At 61.7% G+C, this 25,575-nt stretch carries 21 protein-coding genes, 1 tRNA gene and 1 pseudogene; 16 read left to right on the top strand and 7 right to left on the bottom strand.

What is annotated here, in order from left to right; all coding sequences use genetic code 11:
• Positions 1-6 precede the first annotated feature (6 nt).
• Entirely contained in the window at positions 7-1,215 is a 1,209-nt protein-coding gene (locus C8K61_RS01700) for a PilT/PilU family type 4a pilus ATPase (protein ID WP_178086406.1), read from the bottom strand.
• Between the two features lie 177 nt (positions 1,216-1,392).
• Here C8K61_RS01700 and C8K61_RS01695 point away from each other — a divergent pair, with 177 nt between their 5' ends.
• Positions 1,393-1,671 carry a peptidylprolyl isomerase gene (locus C8K61_RS01695; protein ID WP_108094445.1) on the top strand — a complete coding sequence of 93 codons (279 nt, stop codon included), beginning with the start codon at positions 1,393-1,395 and terminating at the stop codon, positions 1,669-1,671.
• 71 nt (positions 1,672-1,742) lie between these two features.
• Here the strand turns inward: C8K61_RS01695 and C8K61_RS01690 are convergent, their stop codons facing one another.
• On the bottom strand, positions 1,743-2,969 hold the full coding sequence (locus tag C8K61_RS01690; RefSeq protein WP_108094444.1) for an acyl-CoA dehydrogenase: 1,227 nt from the start codon (positions 2,967-2,969) through the stop codon (positions 1,743-1,745).
• 160 nt (positions 2,970-3,129) lie between these two features.
• Here C8K61_RS01690 and C8K61_RS01685 point away from each other — a divergent pair, with 160 nt between their 5' ends.
• The 10 genes from C8K61_RS01685 (at position 3,130) to C8K61_RS01640 (ending at position 13,190) form a co-directional block, all read left to right on the top strand.
• Entirely contained in the window at positions 3,130-4,038 is a 909-nt protein-coding gene (locus C8K61_RS01685; protein WP_108094443.1) for a LysR family transcriptional regulator, read from the top strand.
• Positions 4,039-4,134: 96 nt separating this feature from the next.
• A complete protein-coding gene (locus C8K61_RS01680) occupies positions 4,135-4,539 on the top strand; it encodes an MbcA/ParS/Xre antitoxin family protein (RefSeq protein WP_108094442.1) in 405 nt (134 codons plus the stop codon).
• 29 nt (positions 4,540-4,568) lie between these two features.
• Positions 4,569-5,219 (top strand): RES family NAD+ phosphorylase, encoded by a 651-nt coding sequence (locus C8K61_RS01675; RefSeq protein WP_108094881.1) that lies wholly within the window; start codon positions 4,569-4,571, stop codon positions 5,217-5,219.
• Positions 5,220-5,237: 18 nt separating this feature from the next.
• On the top strand, positions 5,238-5,888 hold the full coding sequence (locus tag C8K61_RS01670) for a DUF502 domain-containing protein (protein ID WP_108094441.1): 651 nt from the start codon (positions 5,238-5,240) through the stop codon (positions 5,886-5,888).
• Between the two features lie 91 nt (positions 5,889-5,979).
• Positions 5,980-6,357 (top strand): MerR family DNA-binding transcriptional regulator, encoded by a 378-nt coding sequence (locus C8K61_RS01665; RefSeq protein ID WP_108094440.1) that lies wholly within the window; start codon positions 5,980-5,982, stop codon positions 6,355-6,357.
• 47 nt (positions 6,358-6,404) lie between these two features.
• Positions 6,405-7,568, top strand: coding sequence for an isovaleryl-CoA dehydrogenase (locus tag C8K61_RS01660; RefSeq protein ID WP_108094439.1), 1,164 nt, complete (start codon positions 6,405-6,407; stop codon positions 7,566-7,568).
• 153 nt (positions 7,569-7,721) lie between these two features.
• Positions 7,722-9,329 (top strand): carboxyl transferase domain-containing protein, encoded by a 1,608-nt coding sequence (locus C8K61_RS01655; RefSeq protein WP_108094438.1) that lies wholly within the window; start codon positions 7,722-7,724, stop codon positions 9,327-9,329.
• A 125-nt stretch (positions 9,330-9,454) separates the two neighbouring features.
• Positions 9,455-10,255, top strand: a complete 801-nt coding sequence (locus C8K61_RS01650) for a gamma-carboxygeranoyl-CoA hydratase (protein ID WP_108094437.1) — start codon at positions 9,455-9,457, stop codon at positions 10,253-10,255.
• A complete protein-coding gene (locus C8K61_RS01645) occupies positions 10,252-12,186 on the top strand; it encodes an acetyl/propionyl/methylcrotonyl-CoA carboxylase subunit alpha (RefSeq protein ID WP_108094436.1) in 1,935 nt (644 codons plus the stop codon). The genes C8K61_RS01650 and C8K61_RS01645 overlap by 4 nt, the downstream gene beginning before the upstream one ends.
• Positions 12,187-12,287: 101 nt before the next feature.
• Positions 12,288-13,190 carry a hydroxymethylglutaryl-CoA lyase gene (locus C8K61_RS01640; RefSeq protein WP_108094435.1) on the top strand — a complete coding sequence of 301 codons (903 nt, stop codon included), beginning with the start codon at positions 12,288-12,290 and terminating at the stop codon, positions 13,188-13,190.
• A 92-nt stretch (positions 13,191-13,282) separates the two neighbouring features.
• On the opposite strand, the gene C8K61_RS01635 is transcribed toward C8K61_RS01640, so the two are convergent.
• Positions 13,283-14,701 carry a short-chain fatty acid transporter gene (locus C8K61_RS01635; RefSeq protein ID WP_108094434.1) on the bottom strand — a complete coding sequence of 473 codons (1,419 nt, stop codon included), beginning with the start codon at positions 14,699-14,701 and terminating at the stop codon, positions 13,283-13,285.
• A 306-nt stretch (positions 14,702-15,007) separates the two neighbouring features.
• Here C8K61_RS01635 and C8K61_RS01630 point away from each other — a divergent pair, with 306 nt between their 5' ends.
• The gene (locus tag C8K61_RS01630; RefSeq protein ID WP_108094433.1) at positions 15,008-16,432 is read left to right on the top strand and encodes a sigma-54-dependent Fis family transcriptional regulator; all 1,425 of its coding nucleotides are present in this window, start codon (positions 15,008-15,010) and stop codon (positions 16,430-16,432) included.
• 86 nt (positions 16,433-16,518) lie between these two features.
• Here C8K61_RS01630 and uvrB read toward each other — a convergent pair whose 3' ends face one another.
• The gene (uvrB, locus tag C8K61_RS01625) at positions 16,519-18,534 is read right to left on the bottom strand and encodes an excinuclease ABC subunit UvrB (RefSeq protein WP_108094432.1); all 2,016 of its coding nucleotides are present in this window, start codon (positions 18,532-18,534) and stop codon (positions 16,519-16,521) included.
• A gap of 187 nt (positions 18,535-18,721) precedes the next feature.
• Between uvrB and C8K61_RS01620 the strand changes: the two genes are divergently transcribed.
• Positions 18,722-19,918, top strand: a complete 1,197-nt coding sequence (locus tag C8K61_RS01620) for an amino acid aminotransferase (RefSeq protein ID WP_108094431.1) — start codon at positions 18,722-18,724, stop codon at positions 19,916-19,918.
• An 81-nt stretch (positions 19,919-19,999) separates the two neighbouring features.
• Positions 20,000-20,075 (top strand) — tRNA-Asn (locus C8K61_RS01615).
• Between the two features lie 123 nt (positions 20,076-20,198).
• On the opposite strand, the gene C8K61_RS01610 is transcribed toward C8K61_RS01615, so the two are convergent.
• On the bottom strand, positions 20,199-20,858 hold the full coding sequence (locus C8K61_RS01610) for a thiopurine S-methyltransferase (RefSeq protein ID WP_108094430.1): 660 nt from the start codon (positions 20,856-20,858) through the stop codon (positions 20,199-20,201).
• 98 nt (positions 20,859-20,956) lie between these two features.
• On the opposite strand from C8K61_RS01610, the gene C8K61_RS01605 reads away from it, so the two are divergent.
• Entirely contained in the window at positions 20,957-21,727 is a 771-nt protein-coding gene (locus C8K61_RS01605; protein WP_108094429.1) for a class III extradiol ring-cleavage dioxygenase, read from the top strand.
• A gap of 137 nt (positions 21,728-21,864) precedes the next feature.
• On the opposite strand, the pseudogene C8K61_RS01600 reads toward C8K61_RS01605, so the two are convergent.
• Positions 21,865-23,569, bottom strand: a pseudogene (locus C8K61_RS01600) (DEAD/DEAH box helicase).
• A gap of 380 nt (positions 23,570-23,949) precedes the next feature.
• Between C8K61_RS01600 and C8K61_RS01595 the strand changes: the two are divergent.
• A complete protein-coding gene (locus tag C8K61_RS01595) occupies positions 23,950-24,741 on the top strand; it encodes a crotonase/enoyl-CoA hydratase family protein (RefSeq protein WP_108094427.1) in 792 nt (263 codons plus the stop codon).
• Position 24,742: 1 nt separating this feature from the next.
• Here the strand turns inward: C8K61_RS01595 and C8K61_RS01590 are convergent, their stop codons facing one another.
• The gene (locus C8K61_RS01590) at positions 24,743-25,489 is read right to left on the bottom strand and encodes a spermidine synthase (RefSeq protein ID WP_178086418.1); all 747 of its coding nucleotides are present in this window, start codon (positions 25,487-25,489) and stop codon (positions 24,743-24,745) included.
• Between the last annotated feature and the right edge of the window lie 86 nt (positions 25,490-25,575).

Below are 25,575 nucleotides of genomic sequence, written 5' to 3'. Positions count from 1 at the left end.
GCACAATCAGATGCCGTGACGGCCAGGGTCTTCCGGCGGTGGCGCCTCTTCCTCGATATCTTCGAGGGTCAACTCCATACTCCAATCGCCGGCGTCGGCGGCCTTGGCCGCTGGCGCCACAGGCGCTGCGACCGGCGCTGCAGGGGCCGCCGGAGTTTCGCGGTAGAGTTTGAGCTTGAGACGCACGTTGTTGGCCGAGTCGGCGTTTTTCACCGCCTCTTCTTCATCGATAGCCCCTTCGTTGACCAGCTCGATCAGCGCCTGGTCGAAGGTCTGCATCCCCAGGTTGCGCGACTTCTCCATGATTTCCTTGATCTCACTGAGCTCACTGCGCTTGATCAAGTCGCGCACGGTGGGCGTGCCCAGTAACACCTCAACAGCAGCACGACGTTTGCCGTCGGTGGTTTTCACCAGACGCTGGGAAACGAACGCTTTAAGGTTGTTACCCAGGTCGTTGAGCAACTGCGGGCGGCGTTCTTCGGGGAAGAAGTTGATGATGCGGTCCAGCGCCTGGTTGGCGTTATTGGCGTGCAACGTGGAGATCGCCAGGTGGCCGGTGTCGGCAAACGCCAGGGCGTGTTCCATGGTTTCGCGGTCGCGGATCTCGCCAATCAGAATCACATCCGGTGCCTGACGCAGGGTGTTTTTCAGCGCAGCGTGGAAACTGCGGGTGTCCACCCCCACTTCGCGCTGGTTGATGATCGACTTCTTGTGCCGATGCACATACTCCACCGGGTCTTCGATGGTGATGATATGGCCGCCGCTATTGCGGTTGCGGTAGTCGATCAGCGCCGCCAGGGAGGTGGACTTGCCCGAACCGGTCCCACCCACGAACAGCACCAGGCCGCGCTTTTCCATTACCGTTTTCAGCAGAATTTCCGGCAGCTTCAAGTCTTCGAACTTGGGGATCTCCATCTTGATGTTGCGCGCCACGATCGATACTTCGTTGCGCTGTTTGAAGATGTTGATGCGGAAGCGGCCGATGCCTGCCAGGGAGATCGCCAGGTTCATTTCCAGCTCGCGCTCGAACTCGACTTTCTGTGCCGAATCCATGATCGAGTCGGCCACAGCGGCGATTTCGCCAGACTTCAGCGGCTCGGCACTGAGTGGTTTAAGCACACCGTTGAACTTGGCGCAGGGCGGCGCACCGGTGGACAGGTAGAGATCTGAACCATCCTGGGTGGCCAGAATTTTCAGCATCGGGTTCAAGTCCATGGGCTACGCCTCCTTTAAGTCGGTGGAATTAATACGGTAGGACACTGTGAGGGAAACACTCGCCAGCTAATTGGCGCCATTTCTGCGACGCCGCGAATACTGGCACACTATGCGGCCCAAGCGTTTAGCTCGACCTTTGCAACTGCAAAATAGTTAACGAAATTCGTAGGAGCCCCCATGGCAAAAGCAATGGCCCGCCACATTCTGGTGAAAACCGAGGCCGAAGCCGCCGCATTGAAAAAGCGTATCGCTGCGGGCGAGGCATTCGATGTGCTGGCAAAGAAATACTCGACCTGCCCCTCTGGAAAAAAGGGTGGCGACTTGGGTGAGGTGCGCCCGGGGCAGATGGTCAAGTCCATCGACTCAGTGATCTTCAAGAAAGAACTACGCATCGTGCACGGTCCGGTGAAAAGCCAGTTCGGCTATCACCTGGTGCAGGTGTTTTACCGCGATTAACCGCGCCGATTCGAAGACGTAAAAAAGCCCGCCGCGGTTATCCGGGCGGGCTTTTTCTTACAGGCTAAGCCTTAGTGGCTTTTCAGCATGTCTTTGGGCATGTGCTTGCCAATTTCGAACTTGCCGATCGCTGCGCGGTGCACTTCGTCCGGGCCATCGGCCAGGCGCAGGGTACGTTGCATGGCATACATGTAGGCCAGCGGCGTGTCGTTGGAAACACCGGCGCCGCCATGCATCTGGATAGCGCGGTCGATCACTCGCAGGGCCACGTTCGGCGCCACGACTTTGATCTGGGCGATTTCGCTTTTGGCTACTTTGTTGCCGACGGTATCCATCATGTACGCCGCTTTCAGGGTCAGCAGGCGCGCCATGTCGATCTCCATCCGCGAGTCGGCAATGATGTCGACGTTGCCACCCAGGCGAGCCAGCGGCTTACCGAAGGCAGTGCGGCTGACGGCACGCTGGCACATCAACTCCAGGGCGCGCTCGGCCATGCCGATGGAGCGCATGCAGTGGTGGATACGGCCCGGGCCAAGGCGACCCTGTGCGATTTCAAATCCACGGCCCTCACCCAGCAGCACGTGATCGTAAGGAACGCGGACGTTTTCGAAGAGGACTTCGGCGTGACCATGCGGGGCGTCGTCGTAGCCGAACACCGGCAATGGACGCAGAATTTTTACCCCGGGGGTGTCGACGGGCACCAGAATCATCGAGTGTTGTTGGTGACGCGGGCCATCCGGATTGCTCAGGCCCATGAACACCATGATTTTGCAGCGCGGGTCGCAAGCGCCCGACGTCCACCATTTGCGACCGTTGATCACCCACTCATCACCCACGCGCTCGGCACGGGCTTCCATGTTGGTGGCGTCGGACGAGGCAACACCCGGCTCGGTCATGGCGAAGGCGGAGCGGATCTCGCCAGCCAGCAGCGGCTCGAGCCAGCGCTTTTTCTGCTCTTCATTGGCATAACGCACCAACACTTCCATGTTGCCGGTGTCTGGTGCCGAGCAGTTGAACGGCTCGGAACCCAGCAAGGAGCGACCCATGATTTCCGCCAGCGGGGCGTATTCCATGTTGGTCAGGCCGGCGCCGAGTTTCGACTCCGGCAGAAACAGGTTCCACAGCCCTGCGCTCTTGGCCTTGGCTTTCAGCTCTTCCATGATCGCGGTCGGCTGCCAACGATCACCTTCGTTCACCTGGGCTTCGAACACCGCTTCGGCGGGATAGACATATTCGTCCATGAATGCGGTAACGCGTTCGCGCAGTTCTTGAACCTTGGGGGAGTAAGCGAAATCCATCGGAGACACCTTCTGACGGGCTGTTGGTGAGGTTGGAAAAGATCCTAGAACAGCGATGAAAATTTATCTAACCTATTCTCGGCGTGTATAAACATTCATCACCGATATATGATTGGCTGATACTGAGCACAATCCCAATAAGATCAGGAGCGCGTTGGCAATGAATTTGAGCAAGGTCGATCTCAACCTCTTTATCGTCTTCGACGCCATCTACACCGAAGCCAACCTGACCCGCGCCGGGCAGATCGTCGGCATCACCCAACCTGCCGTTTCCAACGCCCTGGCCCGCTTGCGCGAGACCTTCAACGACCCGCTGTTCGTGCGCACTGCGCAAGGCATGGTGCCTACGCCGATGGCGCAGAACATCATCGGGCCGGTCCGCAATGCCCTGTCGCTGCTGCGCGTTTCCGTGCAGGAAAGCCGCACCTTCAACCCGCTGCAAGCCAACAAGACCTACCGCATCAGCATGACCGACCTCACCGAGGAGATCATTCTGCCGCCACTGTTCCAGCGCCTGCGTCGCCAGGCCCCGGCAGTGCAGATCGAAAGCTTTTTGTCCAAGCGCCGCGAGACCACTAAAGAGCTAGCCGCCGGCCGCCTGGACTTTGCCGTTGACGCGCCGCTGAACACCGACCCGCAGGTGCGCCACGTCAAGTTGCTATCCGACCGTTATGTGTGCGCAATCCGCAAGGGCCACCCGCTGGCCAAGGAAAAACTGAGCCTGGATGAGTATATGTCGCTCACCCACATCCATATTTCCAGCCGCCGCAGTGGCCTCGGCTACGTCGACCTGACCCTCGGCAAAATGGGCATCCAGCGCAAGATCGCGCTGCGCTCGCAGCATTACCTGATGGCCTCGATGGTGATGCAGAAAACCGATATGGCGATGACCGTGCCCGAGCGTTTCGCCCGCAGCCACGACCTGCATTACGTCGGTGTGCCGGTGGAAGTACCGGCCGTGGAAACCCACCTGTATTGGCATGAAAGCACCGACCAGGACCCGGCCAACCGCTGGATGCGCGAGCAGATGATCGAGCTGGCCCAGCAGGTCAGCGCTCAGGACGCATAAGCCCCCGTATCACGGTTCCGGCCGCATCGTTGGCTATTTGCGAATCTTCCACGAATGGACTAATGTTCCATTCAAGTCCACTTGTGGAGAGTCGCCATGTCGCTCGCCAACGCCACCAATAGCGCCACCCTTGATCTGGATTCCGCTCACGCGGGCCATGTGGCGCTGAAGTTCTTCTTCAATCTGATGGAGAAATGGAACTGCTCGGTAGAAGAACAGACCGTGCTGCTCGGCTCCATCGGCCGCAGCACCCTGTACAAATACCGCCAGTTGCCGGAAATCCGCCTGCCCCGCGACACGCTTGAGCGGGTGTCGTACCTGATGGGCATTCACAAGTCCCTGCGCATTCTGTTTGGCGACAAACCGTCGACCTACGACTGGATTCGCAAGGCCAACAGTGAAGCCCCCTTCAACGGTATGAGCGCCTTACAGTTGATGCTGGCCGGCGGCGTGATGGATATTGCCGTGGTGCGTCGTTACCTGGATGGAGTACGTGGTTGAAACAACCCACTCAAGTTTTGCCTGCATGGATGCGGGCCTATCGCATCGTTTCCAGCTCCTTTCCGCCGATCTCGGTGTTCGAGGACGTGCTGGACCCCGCCGACCTCGAACAAGCCTTTCTGCTTGAAAGCCTGACCAACGACCGCCTGCGCGAAGAGGCCGGCCTGCTCAACCACGTGGCACCGGAAGACCGCGTCTGCGGCCCCGGCGCCTCGCCGCTGATGGCAGCCTTTACCCATGTCGGCGCCAAAAGCCGTTTCACCGACGGCCAGTACGGCGTGTATTACTGCGGCAGCACGCTGCAAACCGCCATCGCCGAAACCCGTTACCACCGCGAACGTTTTATGCGCGCCACCCACGAGCCGAGCATGGAGCTGACCCTGCGTACCTACGTGTGCAAGGTGGTGCAGCCGCTGGACGACATTCGCCAGGGCTTCGATGAGTTGCACGACCCCAATCCCGACAACTACGCCCTGCCCCAACGTTTTGCTGCAGAGCGTCGCAAGTTGCGCTCCTGGGGTTTGCTCTACCGCAGCGTGCGGCTGGCCGAAGGCGAATGTGCCGCCCTGTTTCGCCCACCGGCGGCCAGTATTCCGGTGCAGGGCGAGCACCTGCGCTACGTCTGGGACGGCCAGTTGCAACAGATCACCCAGGTATTCACCCTCAAAGCCATTGCTTGATTGCCCGCGGACGTGCCGATGTTTAAGAAGAGTTTCAACTCCCTGCTGACCACCTGGCTGGCGGGGCTGATCGTGTTGCTGCCGCTTACCTTGACCATGATTCTGCTGACCTGGGTAGTCAGCCTGCTCAACCGCGTGATCGGGCCGTCCACCTACATCGGCGGCGTTTTCGCGGCCATGGGTCAACCCTTTGCCAGCAACACCTACCTGGCTTACGGCCTGGGCACGGTTTTGCTGGTGGTCGCCATCTACGCGCTCGGCCTGGGCGTCCAGCTCGGTTTGCGCAAGCCGCTGGACTGGCTGACCGACATGACCCTGCGGCGCATTCCGCTGTTCGGCAAGCTATACAACCTGGCCGATCGTTTCGTCGCCTTGCTGGACAAGAAAGAAGGCGCCGATATCAACGCCATGAGCCCGGTGTGGTGCTTCTTCGGCGGTGACGGCGTAGCGGTTCTGGCCTTGATGCCCAACCCCGAGCCCATCGATATCGACGGCCGTCATTACTACGCCGTGCTGGTGCCCACTGCCCCTATCCCGATTGGCGGCGGCTTGCTCTACGTGCCAGTGGAATGGGTGAAACCGGCCAATATCGGCGTTGATGCGTTCACCAGCATTTACGTGTCCATGGGCATCAACCCACCGCCGCAAAGCCCGAAAAAACCAGAATAAGCCTCGCACAAGGCATAAAAGCTGGCTTGACGCTGTAGGGAAATCTGCTTTACGTTAACGTAAAGGTAAGAACCCCCTAGAGCGTTTTCCCATGCCGACCACCTACAGCATTTCCGACCTGGCCCGCGAGCTGGACATCACCACCCGAGCCATCCGCTTCTATGAAGAACAAGGCATGCTCAGTCCCGAGCGCCGTGGCCAGGAACGTATCTATTCGGCGCGGGACAAGGTCTCGCTGAAGCTGATTCTGCGCGGTAAGCGCATCGGTTTTTCCCTGGCTGAATGCCGCGAGCTGATTGAGCTCTACGACCCCACCGGCAACCACAAACAACTCGAAACCTTTATGCGCAAGATCGCCGAGCGCCGCGAACAGCTGCGCCAGCAATTGCTCGACATCGAACAGATGCAACTGGAGCTCGACACCGCCGAAGAGCGCTGCCTGACCGCCATGGCGCAGATTCCCGCTTAACCACCTTTCCCGGCGCAAGCCCAACAAAAATAATCAGCAGGTGCCCCATGAGCTATCCCTCCCTGAACTTTGCCCTCGGCGAAACCATCGACATGCTGCGCGACCAGGTGCAAGCCTTCGTCGCCGCCGAACTGACCCCGCGCGCCGCTGCCATCGACAGCGACAATCTGTTCCCCGCCGACATGTGGCGCAAGTTCGGTGACATGGGCCTGCTCGGCATCACCGTTAGCGAAGAGTACGGCGGCGCCGGCCTCGGCTACCTGGCCCACGTGGTGGCCATCGAGGAAATCAGCCGCGGTTCGGCCTCGGTCGGCCTGTCCTACGGCGCCCACTCCAACCTCTGCGTCAACCAGATCAACCGCAACGGCACGGCCGCACAGAAAGCCAAGTACCTGCCCAAGCTGATCAGCGGCGAGCACGTTGGCGCGCTGGCCATGAGCGAGCCCAACGCCGGCTCCGACGTGGTGTCGATGAAGCTGCGTGCCGACAAGCGTGGCGACCACTACGTGCTCAACGGCAGCAAAACCTGGATCACCAACGGTCCGGACGCCAACACCTACGTGATCTACGCCAAGACTGACCTGGAAAAAGGCGCCCACGGCATTACCGCTTTTATTGTCGAGCGCGACTGGAAGGGTTTCTCCCGTAGCAGCAAGTTCGACAAGCTGGGCATGCGCGGCTCCAACACCTGCGAGCTGTTTTTCGATGACGTGGAAGTGCCGGAAGAAAACATCCTCGGCGTGCTCAATGGCGGCGTGAAGGTGTTGATGAGCGGCCTCGACTACGAGCGCGTAGTGTTGTCCGGCGGCCCCATCGGCATCATGCAGGCCTGCATGGACGTGGTGGTGCCGTACATCCACGACCGTAAACAGTTCGGCCAGGCCATCGGCGAATTCCAGCTGATCCAAGGCAAAGTCGCCGATATGTACACCCAGCTCAACGCCAGCCGCGCCTACCTGTATGCCGTGGCAAATGCCTGCGACCGTGGCGAAACCACGCGTAAAGACGCTGCCGGGGTGATCCTCTACAGCGCCGAGCGTGCTACGCAGATGGCCCTGGACGCGATCCAGATTCTCGGCGGCAACGGCTACATCAACGAATTCCCCACCGGCCGCCTGCTGCGCGACGCCAAGCTCTACGAGATCGGCGCCGGCACCAGCGAAATCCGCCGCATGCTGATTGGCCGCGAGCTGTTCAACGAAACCCGCTAATTCCACTCGGTCGGTCCCCTCTCCCATTTACGGGAGAGGGTTAGGGAGAGGGCAAGCTGCGCGCACGATCTGCGCCGGGCCAGGCCCTCTCCCCCGGCCCCTCTCCCGCACGCGGGAGAGGGGAGAAAAAGCCCGCATGCTCAGGAGCGCCCCATGGCCATCCTCACCACCCAGATCAACACCCGCACCCCCGAGTTCGCGGCCAACACCGGCGCCATGCTCGAGCAGGTCAATCACCTGCGCGCCCTGCTCGCCCAAGTGCAGCAAGGCGGCGGCGCCAAGGCGCAAGAACGCCATACCTCACGGGGCAAACTGCTGCCGCGCGAGCGCATCAACCGCCTGCTCGACCCTGGCTCGGCCTTTCTTGAAGTCGGCCAACTCGCTGCCCATGAGGTGTATGGCGAAGACGTACCCGCCGCCGGGGTGATTGCCGGCATCGGCCGCGTCGAAGGCGTGGAGTGCATGATTCTGGCCAACGACGCCACGGTCAAAGGCGGCAGCTACTACCCGCTGACAGTGAAAAAACACCTGCGCGCGCAAACCATCGCAAAAGAAAACCGCCTGCCGTGCATCTACCTGGTGGACTCCGGCGGCGCCAACCTGCCGCGTCAGGATGAGGTGTTCCCCGACCGCGAACACTTCGGCCGAATCTTCTTCAACCAGGCCAACATGAGCGCCATGGGCATCGCCCAGATAGCCGTGGTGATGGGTTCCTGCACCGCTGGCGGCGCTTATGTGCCAGCCATGTCCGACGAAACCATCATGGTCCGCAACCAGGCCACCATCTTCCTCGCCGGGCCGCCGCTGGTGCGCGCCGCCACCGGTGAAGTGGTGAGTGCCGAAGACCTTGGCGGCGCCGACGTGCACTGCAAAACCTCCGGTGTGGCCGACCACTATGCCGAAGACGATGAGCACGCCCTGGCCCTCGCCCGCCGCTGCATCAGCAACCTCAACTGGCGCAAACAGGGGCAACTGAACAGCCGCCCTCCGCAGCTGCCGCTGTATGCCAGCGACGAGCTGTATGGGGTGATTCCGGCCGATGCCAAGCAGCCGTTCGATGTGCGCGAAGTGATCGCGCGCCTGGTGGATGGCTCGCAGTTCGACGAGTTCAAGGCCCTGTTCGGCAGCACGCTGGTGTGCGGCTTCGCCCACCTCAACGGCTACCCGCTGGCGATCATCGCCAACAACGGCATTCTGTTCGCCGAGTCCGCACAAAAAGGCGCGCACTTTATCGAGTTGGCCTGCCAGCGCGGCATTCCCCTGCTGTTTCTGCAGAACATCACCGGCTTTATGGTCGGGCAGAAATACGAAGCCGGCGGCATCGCCAAGCACGGCGCCAAGCTGGTGACCGCCGTGGCCTGCGCCAAGGTGCCGAAGTTCACCGTGATCATTGGCGGCAGTTTTGGCGCCGGCAACTACGGCATGTGTGGCCGCGCCTACGACCCGCGTTTTCTGTGGATGTGGCCCAACGCGCGCATTGGTGTGATGGGCGGCGAACAGGCGGCTGGCGTGCTGGCCCAGGTAAAACGTGAACAGGCTGAGCGCAGCGGTCAGCAGTTGAGTGCCGACGAGGAAGCGGCGATCAAGCAGCCGATCCTCGCCCAGTACGAGCAGCAGGGTCACCCCTACTACTCCAGCGCGCGACTGTGGGACGACGGCGTTATCGACCCGGCGCAAACCCGAGAGGTGCTGGCCCTGGCGCTGTCCGCCAGCCTCAATGCGCCGATCGAGCCGACCCAGTTTGGTGTATTCCGGATGTAGCGCTTGGCGGCGAACCTCGTTCCTTGTGGGAGGGGCTTCAGCCGCGATGCTTTTGATTTATGCCAGACCTATCGCGGCTAAAGCCCCTCCCACAGGGTCCGCGCAGCCCAACAGAGAATGTGGCAATGACTGACTTCACCACTGTAGAACTCGACATCTCCGCCAACGGCATCGCCACCCTGTGGCTCAATCGCCCGGAGAAAAACAACGCCTTCAACGCCGAGATGATCCGCGAGCTGATCCTCGCCCTCGACCTGATCAAGGCCGACCGCAGCATCCGCTTTATGCTGCTGCGCGGGCGTGGCAAACATTTCTGCGCCGGCGCCGACCTGGCCTGGATGCAGCAGTCCGCCGCCCTCGACTACAACGCCAACCTCAACGACGCCCGTGAACTCGCCGAGCTGATGCACAGCCTGTATCACCTCAAGGTGCCGACCCTGGCGGTGGTGCAAGGTGCTGCCTACGGCGGCGCACTGGGCCTGATCAGTTGCTGCGACATGGCCATCGGCGCCCGCGATGCACAGCTCAGCCTCTCGGAAGTGCGCATCGGCCTGGCGCCGGCGGTGATCAGCCCGTTCGTGGTGCAAGCCATCGGCGAGCGTGCGGCGCGCCGCTACGCGCTGACCGCCGAACGTTTCGACGGCGAGCGCGCGCAGCAGCTGGGCCTGCTGGCCGAGAGTTACGCGCCGGAACAGTTGGAAAACGAAGTCAACAACTGGACCGCCGCCCTGATGCTCAACAGCCCGCAGGCCATGCAGGCGAGCAAACAGCTGCTGCACGAAGTCGGCAGCGGCGTGCTCACCCCGGCCCTGCGTCGCTACACCGAAAACGCCATCGCCCGGATCCGCGTCAGCGCCGAAGGGCAAGAAGGCCTGAACGCTTTTCTCAGCAAGCGCAAACCCGCCTGGCAGGAGCCGCAGTCATGATCAGCCGTCTGTTAGTCGCCAACCGTGGCGAAATCGCCTGCCGCGTGATGCGCACCGCAAAGGCCTTGGGCGTCAGCACCGTGGCCGTGCACAGCGCCATCGACCGCAATGCCCGGCATGTGCGCGAAGCCGATCAGGCCGTAGACCTCGGCGGCGCCAAGCCGGCAGACAGCTACCTCTTGGTGGACAAACTGATTGCCGCGGCCCAGGCCAGCGGCGCCCAGGCGATTCACCCGGGCTACGGTTTCTTGTCCGAGAACGCCGGTTTCGCCCGCGCCATCGAAGCGGCCGGGCTGATCTTCCTCGGCCCGCCCGCCTCGGCCATCGACGCCATGGGCAGCAAGTCGGCGGCCAAAGCGTTGATGGAAACCGCCGGCGTGCCGCTGGTGCCCGGCTACCACGGTGAGGCGCAGGACATTGCCACCTTCCGCGCCGCCGCCGAGCGCATCGGCTACCCGGTGCTGCTCAAAGCCACGGCGGGCGGCGGCGGCAAAGGCATGAAGGTGGTGGAACAGGAAAGCGAGCTGGCCGAAGCCTTGGCCTCTGCCCAGCGTGAAGCACTGTCGTCGTTCGGCAACAGTCAAATGCTGGTGGAAAAGTACGTGCTCAAACCGCGGCACGTGGAAATTCAGGTGTTCGCCGACCAGCATGGCAATTGCCTGTACCTCAACGAGCGCGACTGCTCGATCCAGCGCCGCCACCAGAAAGTGGTCGAAGAAGCCCCCGCCCCCGGCCTGAGCCCGGAGCTACGCCAAGCCATGGGCGAAGCAGCGGTAAAAGCAGCCCAGGCGATCGGCTACGTCGGTGCCGGCACTGTGGAATTTCTGCTGGATGCCCGCGGCGACTTCTTCTTTATGGAAATGAACACCCGCCTGCAGGTGGAACACCCGGTGACCGAAGCCATCACCGGCCTCGACCTGGTGGCCTGGCAGATCCGCGTGGCCCGAGGCGAGGCGCTGCCATTGACGCAGGAACAGGTGCCGCTGATTGGCCACGCGATTGAAGTGCGCCTGTATGCCGAAGACCCGGACCACGATTTTCTGCCGGCCACCGGCACCTTGCAGCTGTACCGCGAATCGACGCCTGGCGTTGGCCGGCGGGTCGACAGCGGTGTGGCCGAGGGTGATCAGGTGTCGCCGTTCTACGACCCGATGCTGGGCAAGCTGATTGCCTGGGGCGACAACCGCGAAGACGCGCGTCTGCGTCTGCTGGCCATGCTCGGCGAGTTTGCCGTTGGCGGGGTGAAAACCAACCTGGCCTTCCTGCAGCGCATCCTCGCTCACCCGGCCTTTGCGGCAGCGGAGTTGGATACCGGTTTCATTCCCCGTTATCAGCAGCAACTGCTGCCCGCCCCTGGCGAACTGCCGGTGGCCTTCTGGCAACTGGCCGCCCGCGCCTGGCAACTGACCCAGACGCCCGCGCAACGTGACGACGACCCGCACGCTCCCTGGACCACCAGTAGCGGCTGGCGCGCCGGTCTGCCAGCGGAAACCGACCTGCACCTGAGCTGCGCTGGCGAACACCAGGTGGTTCGTTTGCGTGGCAGCGACAGCAGCGTGCAACGCCGCGGCGACTACCTGCTGGTGGACGACAATGGCCTGCGCCATCAGCATCTGGCCATTCGCCAAGGCGCGACGCTGTATCTGCAGTGGCACAGCGAACTGCACGCGGTGCAACTGTTCGACCCAATTGCCGCCGCCGACGCCAGCCATCAGCAACACGGCGGGCTGACGGCGCCCATGAACGGCAGTATCGTGCGCCTGCTGGTCGAGCCCGGCCAAAGCGTGCAAGCCGGCACCGCCCTGGTGGTGCTGGAAGCAATGAAAATGGAACACAGCATTCGCGCCCCGCAGGATGGCACCGTCAAAGCGTTGTATTGCGCCGAGGGTGAGATGGTCGCGGAAGGTGCGGTGTTGGTGGAGTTGGAATAGCGTAATGGCCGTCGCGGCTAAAGCCCCTCCCACAAGGAATCACGGTCCCTGGTGGGAGGGGCTTTAGCCGCGAGCTTTTTGTACCTGACTTGGAGACTGCTATGCCCTTGCCCTCCCACGTCCGCCTGGTCGAAGTCGGCCCGCGTGACGGTTTACAGAACGAGAAACAGGCCATCAGCGTGGCGGCAAAGGTCGCATTGGTGGACCAACTGTCCGCCGCCGGCCTGGGCTATATCGAAGTCGGCAGCTTTGTCTCACCCAAATGGGTGCCGCAGATGGCTGGTTCAGCTGAGGTGTTTGCCCAGATCCAGCGTCTGCCGGGCGTTACCTACGGCGCGCTGACGCCCAACCTCAAGGGCCTGGAAGCAGCGATTGAAGCCGGTGTCACCGAAATCGCGGTATTCGCCGCAGCCTCGCAAGCCTTCTCGCAGAAAAACATCAACTGCTCCATCGCCGAGAGCCTGGCGCGGTTTCAGCCGGTGATGGAACTGGCCAAACAACACCAGATCACGGTGCGCGGCTACGTCTCCTGCGTGCTCGGTTGCCCGTATGAAGGTGAAGTGCCGCCTGAGCAGGTCGCCATGGTCGCCCGCGAGCTGTTCGCTATGGGCTGTTACGAAGTGTCGTTGGGCGACACCATTGGCACCGGTACACCGAGCAGCACAAGAACCCTGTTCGAAGTGGTCGGCCGCGATATTCCGCGCGACAAACTGGCCGGTCATTTCCATGACACCTACGGCCAGGCCCTGGTGAATATCTACGCCAGCCTGCAAGAAGGCATTGCGGTGTTCGACAGCTCGGTCGCCGGCCTCGGCGGTTGCCCCTATGCCAAAGGCGCCACCGGCAACGTCGCCACCGAGGACGTGCTGTACATGCTCAATGGCATGGGCATCGAGACTGGCATCGACATGGGCAAATTGATTGCCGCTGGCCAGGGCATTTGCGAAGTGCTCGGCAAAGCCAATGGCTCGCGCGCGGCCAAGGCGTTTCTCGCCAAGCATTGATCGCTCTTTTGTGGGAGGGGCTTCAGCCGCGAGGCTTTTGATTTTAAAAGCTCGCGGCTGAAGCCCCTCCCACAGGGATTACCGCTGTGCCCTCAAGGCGCCACCGGCGGCGTATAGGTCAAGGTCGTGCCCAACGCCCAGAGCAGAAACAACACCAGCGGCGCATGCACCAGCAACTGCACGAACGAGAAGCCGATCAAGTCGCGCGCCCGCAGCCCCAACACGCCCAACAGCGGCAGCATGTAAAACGGGTTGATCAGGTTCGGCAGCGCCTCCGCCGCGTTGTAGATCTGCACCGCCCAGCCGCGGTGGTACTGCAGTTCGTTGGCCACCTGCATCACATACGGCGCCTCAATGATCCACTTGCCGCCGCCCGAGGGAATGAAGAACCCCAGCACCGCCGAGTAAGTACCCATCAGCAGCGCGTAGGTGTCGTGCGAGGCGATCTGCACAAAGAAGGTGGAGATGTGGTGCGCCAGGGTCTGGCCGTCGCCGCCGTTCACCGTGGTCATGATCGCGGCAATCGAGCCATACAGCGGGAACTGGATCAGCACCCCGGTGGTAGTCGGCACCGCACGCGCCACGGCGTCGAGAAAACTGCGCGGCCGCCAATGCAGCAAGGCACCCACCATCAGGAACAGCAGGTTGTAGGTGTTCAGCCCGGAGATGGCGACGATGGCCGGCTTGCTGGCGAACTCCTGGGCCAGCCAACCGGCGGCCAGCAGCACCAACACAATGATCAGCAGCGGGCTGTGCTCCAGCCATTCACCTGGGCGCGTGGGTTTTTCCAGTTTCGCCGCGTTGAAGCTCGGGTCGATGCCACAGGCCTTGGCATCCCGCGCACTGGCCGCACTGGGCGCCGTGACGTAGGCAATCACCAGGGAGACCACCACCAACGCCAGTAACAACAGGCCGGACTGCCAGAGAAAGATCGTCTCGGTAAAGGGGATCACGCCGGTAATCGCCAGGATCGAGGGCGGCAAGCTGGTGGGGTTGGCCTGCAACTGCGCCGCCGACGACGACAGCCCCAGCGCCCATACCGCGCCCAGCCCCAAATAGGCCGCTGCGCCAGCTGCGCGGTAGTCCATGTGCAGCTCTTCCCGCCGCGCCAGGGCACGCACCAGCAAACCACCGAAGACCAGGCTCAGGCCCCAGTTGAGCAACGAGGCTGCCATCGAAATCAGCGCCACCCAGGCCACCGCCGAGCGGCCGTTTTTCGGCACCCGCGCCAGCACATCAATCAGCCGCGAGGCCGGGCCGGAACTGGCCACCACGTAACCGCCAATCACCACAAACGCCATCTGCATGGTGAACGGGATCAGGCTCCAGAATCCGTCACCAAATGCCTTGGCCGCCTGCGCGGCGGGGGCGCCCATGGCCAATACGGCCACCGTCACCAGCAACACGGCCAGGGTGGCGAACACCCAGGAATCCGGAAACCAGCGCTCCGCCCAATTGGAGCAGCGCATGGCAAAACGCGCGTAACGGCTTTTTTCGACTTGAGTATTCATGCCCGAACCTCGTCTTTATTGTTTTGCGAAGTAGGTTGGGTTGAGCCAACGGCGAAGCCCAACAGTGCGAAGATGCGGCGGATCGTTGGGCTTCGCTGCGCTCAACCCAACCTACGGATCAGTGGCGCTGCTGGCGATTTAGTTCCACTTGCGTAACGCCGCCAGCGTTCGAGCATCCCCCTTAGCGCCTGCCTTGATAATTTGCTTTTTCTGCCGCATTGATCGAAACAGACAAACAATGCCCCCGCGCGCGCCTTTGGCATTTCTGGCACGCTGGCACCCTCTCCCGCTCAAGGCCTGCGCACAATGAAAGACTCCGACAACCTCAAGGACTACCGGCAGGTGCGCCAGTTGGCGATCCGTTCGTTGTTCGAGATTGTTGAGCAGTCCAGCGAGGGCACGGTGATCGTCGACAAGGACGCCCGCATCGTCTGGATGAACGAGCGCTATGCCCGCCGTTATGGCCAGCCCAGCGCCAAAGCGGCCGTCGGCCAGGAAGTGGAAAAGGTCATTCCCGGCAGCCTGATGCGCCAGGTAGCCCAGACCGGCGAGCCGATCCTGCTGGACATGCTCGACACCCCCAACGGCCCGCTGGTGGTGATGCGTCTGCCAATCCATGACGCTGTCGGCAAAGTGATCGGCGCCATCGGTTTTGCCTTGTTCGACCAGCTCACCCGCCTGGCACCGCTGGTCACGCGGTTTACCCAGATTCAGAAGGAGCTGGCTTCCACCCGCTCCCTGCTGCAGGCGCGCCAAGCCAAGTACAGCTTCTCCCATTTCATTGGCACCAGCGCCCGCAGCCTGGAGGTCAAACGCCACGCCCGGCGCGGTGCCAGCAGCGAATCGCCGGTGCTGTTGCTGGGCGAAACAGGCACCGGCAAAGAGCTGCTGGCCCACGCCATTCACAGTGCCAGTGCCCGCGCTTACAAGCCCTTTGTCAGCGTCAACTGTGCGGCGATTCCGGAAAACCTGTTGGAAGCGGAGTTCTTCGGCACCGCTCCTGGCGCCTTTACCGGTGCCGACCGCAAAGGCCGTTCAGGCAAGTTGCAATTGGCCGAAGGCGGCACCCTGTTTCTCGATGAAATTGGCGACATGCCCTTAGCCCTGCAAAGCAAACTGCTGCGGGTGTTACAGGAAAAAGAGTACGAGCCCGTTGGCTCCAACCAGATGCTGCGCAGCGATATTCGCCTGATCGCCGCCACCTCCCTGGACCTGGAAAGCGCGGTCGCCGATGGCCGTTTCCGCGCCGACTTGTACTACCGCCTGAATGTGCTGCCAATTCAGGTGCCACCGCTGCGCGAACGCCTGGATGACTTGCCGGCGCTGTGCGAGGCAATTCTCGATGAGCTGCTGGTAGGTGACGGACGCGGGCACTTCGAACTGGCCAACGACGCCCTGGCTTTGCTCGCCAGCCATGCCTGGCCGGGCAATATCCGCGAGCTGCGTAATGTGCTGGAACGGGCAGCGTTGCTCAGTGATGAGCCGCTGCTGAATGCGGCCGCGCTGCGGGTAGCGATTGGCCGGCTGAGTCCGCTGCCTGCTGGAATCATGCCCAAGCTCAGTGGCGACCAGGACTTCTACAGCGCCCGCGCCGCCTTCGAGCGCGAACTGATCGAACAGAGCCTGGCCGCGCACAACGGCAACGTGGTGGAAGCAGCCAAACGCCTCGGCCTGGGGCGTTCGACCTTGTACAAAAAGATGGTTGCCCTCGGCATCAGCGGCAACGAATAACCTTGTGGGAGGGGCTTTAGCCGCGAGCTTTTAAAATCAAGAGCATCGCGGCTAAAGCCCCTCCCACAAAAAACCTCGCCCTTAACTCACACCTGCAACAACCGATCCCGCAGCTTGGTGATCTCGTCACGCATCTGCGCTGCCGCTTCGAACTCAAGGTCGCGGGCCAACTGGTACATCTTCTCTTCCAGCTGACGGATGCGTTTGTTGATTTCGCTCGGCGAGCGCAGTTCGTTTTCGTAGCGGGCGTTTTCTTCGGCGGCCTTGGCCATGCCTTTGCGCTTGTTGCTGCGCGAGCCCGGTACCACGGCGCCTTCGAGAATGTCCTGAACGTCTTTTTTCACGCCTTTCGGGGTGATGCCGTTGGCCAGGTTGAAGGCGATCTGCTTGTCGCGGCGCCGCTCGGTTTCGCCGATGGCGCGCTCCATAGAACCGGTCATGCGGTCGGCATACAGAATTGCCCGGCCGTTGAGGTTACGCGCGGCGCGGCCAATGGTCTGAATCAGCGAGCGCTCGGAACGCAGAAAGCCTTCCTTGTCGGCATCGAGAATCGCCACCAGCGACACTTCCGGCATGTCCAACCCTTCGCGCAACAGGTTGATGCCCACCAGCACATCGAAGGCGCCAATGCGCAGGTCGCGGATGATCTCCACGCGTTCAACGGTGTCGATGTCCGAGTGCAGATAACGCACACGCACGCCATGGTCGGCCAAGTAATCGGTGAGGTCTTCAGCCATGCGTTTGGTCAGGGTGGTGACCAGCACACGCTCATCGATGGCGCTGCGTTTCTTGATTTCCGAAAGCAGGTCGTCGACCTGGGTGGTCGCCGGGCGCACTTCAATCTGCGGATCGACCAGGCCGGTCGGCCGCACCACTTGCTCGACCACGCGCCCGGCATGTTCGGCTTCGTAGTTGCCCGGCGTGGCGGACACAAAGATGGTTTGCGGGCTGATGGACTCCCACTCGTCAAAACGCATGGGGCGGTTGTCCAGCGCCGAGGGCAGACGGAAGCCGTACTCCACCAGGGTTTCCTTGCGCGAGCGGTCGCCTTTGTACATGGCGCCGACCTGCGGCACGCTGACGTGGGACTCGTCGATCACCAGCAAAGCATTGGCTGGCAGGTAGTCGAACAGGGTCGGCGGCGCCTCGCCTGAACCCCGCCCGGACAGGTAGCGCGAGTAGTTTTCGATGCCGTTGCAGTAGCCCAGCTCAACGATCATCTCGATGTCGAAACGGGTGCGCTGCTCCAGGCGCTGAGCTTCCACCAGCTTGTTGTTGGCGCGCAGGTATTCCAGGCGCTCCTTGAGCTCGACCTTGATGTTCTCCACGGCGCTCAGCAGGTTTTCCCGCGGCGTCACGTAGTGGCTTTTCGGGTACAGGGTGTAGCGCGGCAATTTGCGCAGCACCTCGCCGGTGAGCGGATCGAACGAGGCGATGTTTTCGATTTCTTCGTCGAAGAGCTCGACGCGGATGGCCTCCAGATCTGATTCCGCCGGGAAGATATCGATCACATCACCGCGCACGCGGAAGGTGGCGCGGGCGAAGTCGACGTCGTTGCGGGTGTATTGCAGGTCGGCCAGGCGGCGCAGCAGCTCGCGCTGGTCCATGCGGTCGCCACGGTCCAGGTGCAGGACCATTTTCAGGTACGACTGCGGGTCGCCCAGACCATAGATGCACGACACGGTGGTGACGATGATCGCGTCCGAACGCTCCAGCAGCGCCTTGGTGGCGGACAGACGCATCTGCTCGATATGGTCGTTGATCGAGGCGTCTTTCTCGATAAAGGTGTCCGAGGACGGCACATAGGCCTCGGGCTGGTAGTAGTCGTAGTAGGAGACGAAGTACTCCACCGAGTTGTTCGGGAAGAAGCTCTTGAACTCGCCATACAACTGCGCGGCCAGGGTTTTGTTCGGCGCCAGCACCAGCGTCGGGCGCTGCACCTGGGCGATCACGTTGGCAATGCTGAAGGTCTTGCCCGAGCCGGTCACACCCAGCAAGGTCTGGTGCGACAAGCCGGCTTCCAGGCCTTCCACCATTTGTCGAATGGCCTCTGGCTGATCGCCAGCGGGCTGAAAACGGGTCACTAACTGAAACTGCGACATTCATTACCTCGACAAAAGGCTGTGACGTGGCGAAAAACCCTACGTCAAACCTGGCGAAATGCGTGCAGACGTTATCGCCCCACGCAACCTTGGTCGCTATACTAGCGGCCCACTTGCGCAACCCCTAGCACCTGCGTAGCAAGGCGGTTGTTTTGGTTTACCACCCTCTTCTTCGAGCTCCCGCATCATGAGTTTGTTCTCTGCCGTCGAAATGGCTCCGCGTGACCCTATCCTTGGTCTCAATGAAGCATTCAACGCCGACACCCGCACCACCAAGGTAAACCTTGGCGTGGGTGTCTACTGCAACGAAGAAGGCCGCATTCCGTTGTTGCGTGCCGTCGCTCAAGCCGAACAAGCCCGTATTGCAGCGCATGCACCGCGTGGTTACCTGCCGATCGAAGGCATCGCTGCCTACGACCAGGCCGTACAGAAACTGATTTTCGGTGCCGACTCGGCCCTGCTGGCCGAAGGCCGCGTGGTCACTACCCAGGCCCTCGGCGGCACCGGCGCGCTGAAAATTGGTGCCGATTTCATCAAGCGTCTGCTGCCAGACGCCGTGGTCGCGATCAGCGACCCAAGCTGGGAAAACCACCGTGCACTGTTCGAATCTGCCGGTTTCCCGGTGCAGAACTACCGTTACTACGACGCCAGCACCCACGGCGTAAACCGCGCCGGCCTGCTGGAAGACCTCAAAGCCCTGCCCGCACGCTCGGTGGTAGTGTTGCACGCTTGCTGCCACAACCCGACCGGTGTGGACTTGGGCACTGACGACTGGTTGAACATTCTCGAAGTGCTGAAAGAGCGCGAGCACGTGCCCTTCCTCGACATCGCCTACCAAGGCTTTGGCGACGGCATCGAAGAAGACGCCGCCGCCGTGCGCCTGTTCGCTAAATCGGGGCTGACCTTCTTCGTTTCAAGCTCGTTCTCGAAATCCTTCTCGCTGTACGGCGAGCGTGTCGGTGCGCTGTCAATTGTCACCGAGTCGAAAGAACAGGCCGCCAAGGTGCTGTCGCAAGTCAAACGCGTAATCCGCACCAACTACTCCAACCCGCCAACCCACGGCGCCACCGTGGTCGCTTCGGTGCTCAACAGCCCGGAACTGCGCGCCCTGTGGGAAGAAGAACTGGGCGAGATGCGCGTGCGCATTCGTGACATGCGCGTGGCCATGGTCGAGCAATTGGCCGCCCTCGGCGCCAAGCGCGACTTCAGCTTCGTGGCCCAGCAACGCGGCATGTTCTCCTACTCCGGCCTGACCGCCGAGCAGGTTGAACGCCTGAAGAACGAGTTCGGCATCTACGCCGTCAGCACCGGCCGCATTTGCGTCGCCGCACTGAACACCCGCAACCTCGGCGCCGTCACTCACGCCATCGCCAACGTCCTGTAAAAATCTTCAGGGGAAGCTTGCTCAAGCTTGACTTCCCCTTTTGAATCAGTAGGATACGCACCGTTGTCGCAAGACAGCTGTTCCGCGATAGCTCAGTTGGTAGAGCAAGTGACTGTTAATCACTGGGTCCCTGGTTCGAGTCCAGGTCGTGGAGCCAAATTCAAAAGCCTCAGTTTCGACTGGGGCTTTTTTATGCCCGTTAAAAAACAGCATCGCGGCTGAAGCCGCTCCTACAGGGGATCGCATTTCACCTGTAGGAGCGGCTTCAGCCGCGATGTTTTTAAGAGCGTTGCAGGCGGTAGATGCGTTCGTCCATGCGGCTCAGGCCTCGCTGCAAAAACTTCCAGTTCTCTTCAGCTTGCAGCCCGTTCTCGATGTGCAGCAATTCAGGCGCCCAGTCTGCTAACAGCGCCTGCACCTCTTCATCCGACACCGAAAACGGCGGACCGTCCATTTGCGCCTGATCGTAGTCGAGACTCACCAGCAGGCCCTCGCAGCCACTCGGCAGCACACGGGTCAGGTGCTGTGCATAGCGCTCACGCATCGCTGATGGAAAGGCGATCAACGCCGCGCGGTCGTACAGCGCGGTGCATTCACTGACATCCTCAGCAGTCAGGGCGAAGATATCGCCACACCACAGCTGCAGATTGGCCGCTTGATAGATGCGGAAGGCGCCGTGCTCGCGTACCAACGGTTCTAGCGCCTGCTCGCGGAAAAAATCCTCCACCGCCCGCTCCACCAACTCCACCCCGAGCACGCGATAGCCCTGCCCCGCCAGCCACACCAGATCCAGACTCTTGCCGCATAACGGCACCAGCACCTGCGCCCCGGCGGCCACCTTCAACTGCGACCAGTACTGCTGCAGATAGGCATTGGTGGTAGCGGCATGAAAGCCGATCTGGTTGTTCTGCCAGCGTCTCAGCCAGAAGTCGGGCTGCATGATTGCCTCACTAATTCGATCAAATTGCTCGAAATTTTATACTGGTTTTCGATATATCCAAGCTCGAAGATGCCGCCATGAATATTGAGGATTTACCCATGTCGCTCCCTAGCCTGTTCATTTCCCATGGCTCGCCCATGCTGGCGCTAGAGCCCGGCGCCAGTGGCCCGGCGCTGGCTCGCCTGGCAGCCGAACTGCCGCGCCCGAAGGCGATTCTGGTGGTGTCGGCGCACTGGGAAAGCAATCAACTGTTGGTGAACAGCAACCCGAGACCCGATACCTGGCACGACTTCGGCGGTTTCCCGCCGGAGCTGTATGCCGTGCAATACCCAGCCCCCGGCGCACCGGATGTGGCGGTAGCAGCCCGCGACCTGCTGCTGGCCGCCGACCTGCCGGCCGAGCTGGATGCCACCCGCGTGTTCGACCACGGTGTGTGGGTGCCGCTGAGTTTGATGTACCCGGATGCAGATATTCCTGTCGCCCAAGTGTCGATTCCCACCCGTCTCGGCCCGGCGTTTCAGACCCGTGTCGGGCAAGCGCTGACCAGCCTGCGTGGGCAAGGCGTGTTGCTGATCGGTTCGGGCAGCATCACCCACAACCTCGGTGAACTGAACTGGCGTGCCGGCCCGGACGTAATCGAGCCCTGGGCCAAAGCCTTCCGCGACTGGATGGTCGACCACCTCGCCGCTGACGATGAGCAAGCGCTGCACGACTACCGCAGCCAGGCGCCCTTCGCCGTGCGCAGCCACCCGCGGGATGAACACTTGTTGCCGCTGTACTTTGCCCGCGGTGCGGGCGGTACGTTCAGCGTGGCGCACAAGGGGTTCACCATGGGGGCGCTGGGGATGGATATTTATCGGTTCGATTGAAGATCAAGGACATCGCGGCTGAAGCCCCTCCCACGGGAATATGCGATCCCTGTGGGAGGGGCTTCAGCCGCGAGCTTTTTGCTTTTTAAAGCCATAAAAAAACCCGCACTAGGCGGGTTTTTTGTTAAGCGACTGAATCAGTCTTCACGATACCGACGCAGCTTCAGCTGCTTACCGGCTACGCGAGTGTCTTTCAGCTTGGTCAGCAGACGCTCCAGACCTTCTTCCGGCAGCTCGACCAGGCTGAAGCTGTCGCGCACCTGGATGCGGCCGATCGCTTCGCGGGCCAGGCCGCCTTCGTTGAGGATCGCGCCCAGCAGGTTCTTGGCGGCGATACCGTCACGTGCGCCCAGGGCGGTACGGCAACGGGCACGGCCTTCGGCCAGTGGCATCGGTGCGCGACGCTCACGCGGCTCGCTGCGCTCGGAACCAGCAGGACGCTCGCTGCGCTCACGCGGTGCGCTGGTCGGAACCAGTGGCTGCTCGCGCTCAACGTCAGCCAGGGTCAGCGCTTGGCCATTGGTGGCCTTGCGCAGCAGGGCCGCGGCCAGGGCACGCGGGCTGCAACCGATGTCAGCGGTCAGACGATCCAGCAGATCACCGTGGCTGGCTTCGGCATCGGCAACCAGCGGCGCGAGGGCGTTGGTCAGTTTCTTGATGCGGGCGTCCAGTACTTGCTGGCCGTTCGGCAGGCGTACTTCGGCCACTTTCTGCCCGGTTACGCGCTCGATCACTTGCAGCATACGGCGCTCACGTGGAGTCACCAGCAGCAGCGCGCGACCGGTACGACCGGCACGGCCAGTACGGCCAATACGGTGTACGTAGGATTCCGGGTCGTACGGCATGTCCACGTTCATTACGTGGGTGATGCGCGGTACGTCGAGACCACGAGCAGCAACGTCGGTAGCAACAACGATGTCCAGACGACCATCTTTCAGCGAGTCGATTACGCGCTCACGCTGGTTCTGGGCGATGTCACCGTTCAGGGCAGCAGCTTTATAACCCTTGGCTTCCAGCGCGGCGGCCAGGTCCAGGGTGGCTTGCTTGGTCCGTACGAAGGCAATCAGCGCGTCGAAGTCTTCCACTTCCAGCAGACGCAATACAGCAGCGTGCTTCTGGTCAGCGTGAACCAGCAGGTGAGCTTGCTCGATGGCAGTCACAGTCTGGGTTTTGGTTTCGATTTTGATGTGCTTCGGCTCACGCAGGTGCTTTTCAGCAATGGCGCGAATCGAGTGCGGCAGGGTGGCCGAGAACAGCACGGTCTGACGGGTAGCTGGCATGGCCTTGAAGATAACTTCGAGGTCGTCCATGAAGCCCAGCTTGAGCATTTCGTCCGCTTCGTCGAGCACCAGGTGCTGGATAGTCGACAGCACTTTCTCGTCGCGACGCAGGTGGTCAACCAGACGACCCGGGGTAGCCACAACAATCTGAGCGCCATTACGGATGGCTTTCAGCTGTGGGCCCATCGGTGCGCCGCCGTAAACGGCAACCACGTTCACGCCTGGCATTTGCTTGGCGTAGGTTTCAAAAGCGGTAGCAACCTGCAGAGCCAGCTCGCGGGTTGGCGCCAGGATCAGGGCCTGAGGCTCGCGTTTGGCCGGGTCGATACGGCTGAGAATTGGCAGAGCGAACGCGGCGGTTTTACCGGTACCGGTTTGCGCCTGGCCGATCATGTCGTGGCCGGCAAGAATGACCGGAATGGCCTGCAATTGAATAGCCGACGGCTCTTCGTAACCGGTAGCGATTACTGCAGCGAGAATATTGGGGTTAAGTCCGAGCGCGGCGAAGCCGCCGGATACCTGGGTCATGGGTCTGCCTCAAAGTGCATCCGCAAAGACCCATGTTCCAAAGCTGCGCATGCCGTGTAAGACCCGAAGGTAACCCTGGCAGCCCTGTAGGCGGGGATTTGCGAAAACGTATTAATGAAAAAAGAAGATATTCAGGACGTTCACTTGGTGAACTGCACCCGAAGCTCGCTTCGGGAAAAACCTGCAAAACCTGAACACGGCTGTCTGAAGCCGGCGCGCACTATACCGGAAAATCTTGACCTCGGTGTAAGTTTTGCCAAGAAAATCCTTACGCTCCGCTGGCCGGTCACCGGACTAGACCGCTGCAACGCTTGTGAACCGTAGCACACAGCCGTACATGGACAAGGTAAAGCAGCCCAGCTATACCGCACGAGTCGCCCTCTTTCTCGCCACTTCTAATAAGGATAATTCGTCATGAGCAGCAGCAATGAAGGCCGTGTAACTCGTGAAAAGCGTGGCCACATCATGTTGATCGGCCTGGACCGACCAGCCAAACGCAATGCCTTCGACCTGCCGCTGCTCAACGACCTGACCCTGGCCTATGGCGAATTTGAACGCGATACCGAAGCGCGGGTGGCGCTGGTGTTTGCCCATGGCGAACACTTCACCGCCGGGCTGGACCTGGCCAATGTCGCCGCCACCTTTGTCAGTGGCTGGCAGATTCCCCCGGGCGGTTGCGATCCCTGGGGCGTGTTCGGCGGGCCACGGGTAAGCAAGCCGGTGATCGTTGCCGTGCAGGGCTATTGCTACACCATCGGCATCGAACTGATGCTGGCCTCGGACATCAACCTGTGCGCCAGCAACACCCGCTTCGCGCAGATGGAAGTGCAGCGCGGCATCTTCCCGTTTGGTGGTGCGACCTTGCGTATGCATCAGGCTGCAGGCTGGGGCAATGCCATGCGCTGGCTGCTGACCGGCGATGAGTTCGATGCCCATGAGGCCTGTCGCCTGGGCTTGGTACAGGAAGTATTGGCCAGCGAAGAGTTGATGCCGCGCGCCCTGCAGCTCGCCGAACGGGTGGTCGCACAAGCACCGCTGGGTGTGCAGGCGACCTTGGCATCAGCCCGTCAGGCGGTGGTTGAAGGGGAAGCAGCGGCGGCCTCTGCCCTGCCGGCCACCATGCGCCAGCTGATGGCCAGCGAAGATGCACAGGAAGGCGTGCGCGCCATGCAGGAACGCCGCCCGGGCGAATTTAAAGGGCGTTGAATCAGGTGGCCGGGCGAACCAGGTCGATCAAAGGCTGCAACGAATAGCCAAGCTGGGTTTGCAATGCCGCTGCGCGTTGCTCCAGCGCGGCGATATCCAGTTGCTGATCAAGGTCGGCCGGCACGATCAGAATCACATTGCCCTCCTTCACCGGCAGCTCCCAGTAGTGCCGGTGGTACAACCCACGCAGCAGCGCCGCGCCCAGCGGCTTGCCGTCATCGCTGGCCCACTGGTTGATCACCAGCCAGCCGCCCGGATTCAAACGCTGCTGACAGCCTTCGAGGAAACGCCAGGCCAAATGGCCAACGGCCGGGCCGGTGTCGGTGTAGAGATCGACGAAAATCAGGTCGGCGTTCTCCGCACTTTCCAGTAACTCCAGGGCATCGCCAATGCGCACATACAGACGCGGATCGTCGTCCAGGCCCATGAATTCCATGGCCAGGCGCGGCACGTCCGGGCGCAGCTCGATGGCTTCCACATCGTCCAGCGGCAGAAATTTGAGGCACGCCTGGGTCAGGGTGCCGGCGCCCAGGCCGAGAAACAACGCGCTCTCCGGCTGCCCATGGCTCAGCGCACCAATGAACATGGCGCGGGTGTAGTCGTACTCCAGCCAAGTGGGATCGGGCAGAAACACGCAACTCTGCTCGATGGCATCGCCGAACTCGAGAAAGCGGTAGTCGCCCACCTGCATGACCTTGATCACGCCGTGCTCGTCGTGCACCTCGGCCAACAGAAGCTCTTCGGTCAGCTCGTCCCGTGGCGGCTGTTCAGGCATTGTTCTCTCCAAAATCCACCGTGACATCGCCGACCAGGCGTTGCCGAGAAAGGCGCCGA

Origin of the sequence: Pseudomonas sp. GV071 (assembly GCF_003050835.1) — a bacterium.
Classification (GTDB): domain Bacteria; phylum Pseudomonadota; class Gammaproteobacteria; order Pseudomonadales; family Pseudomonadaceae; genus Aquipseudomonas.
This window is presented reverse-complemented; position numbering and strand designations above follow the sequence as displayed.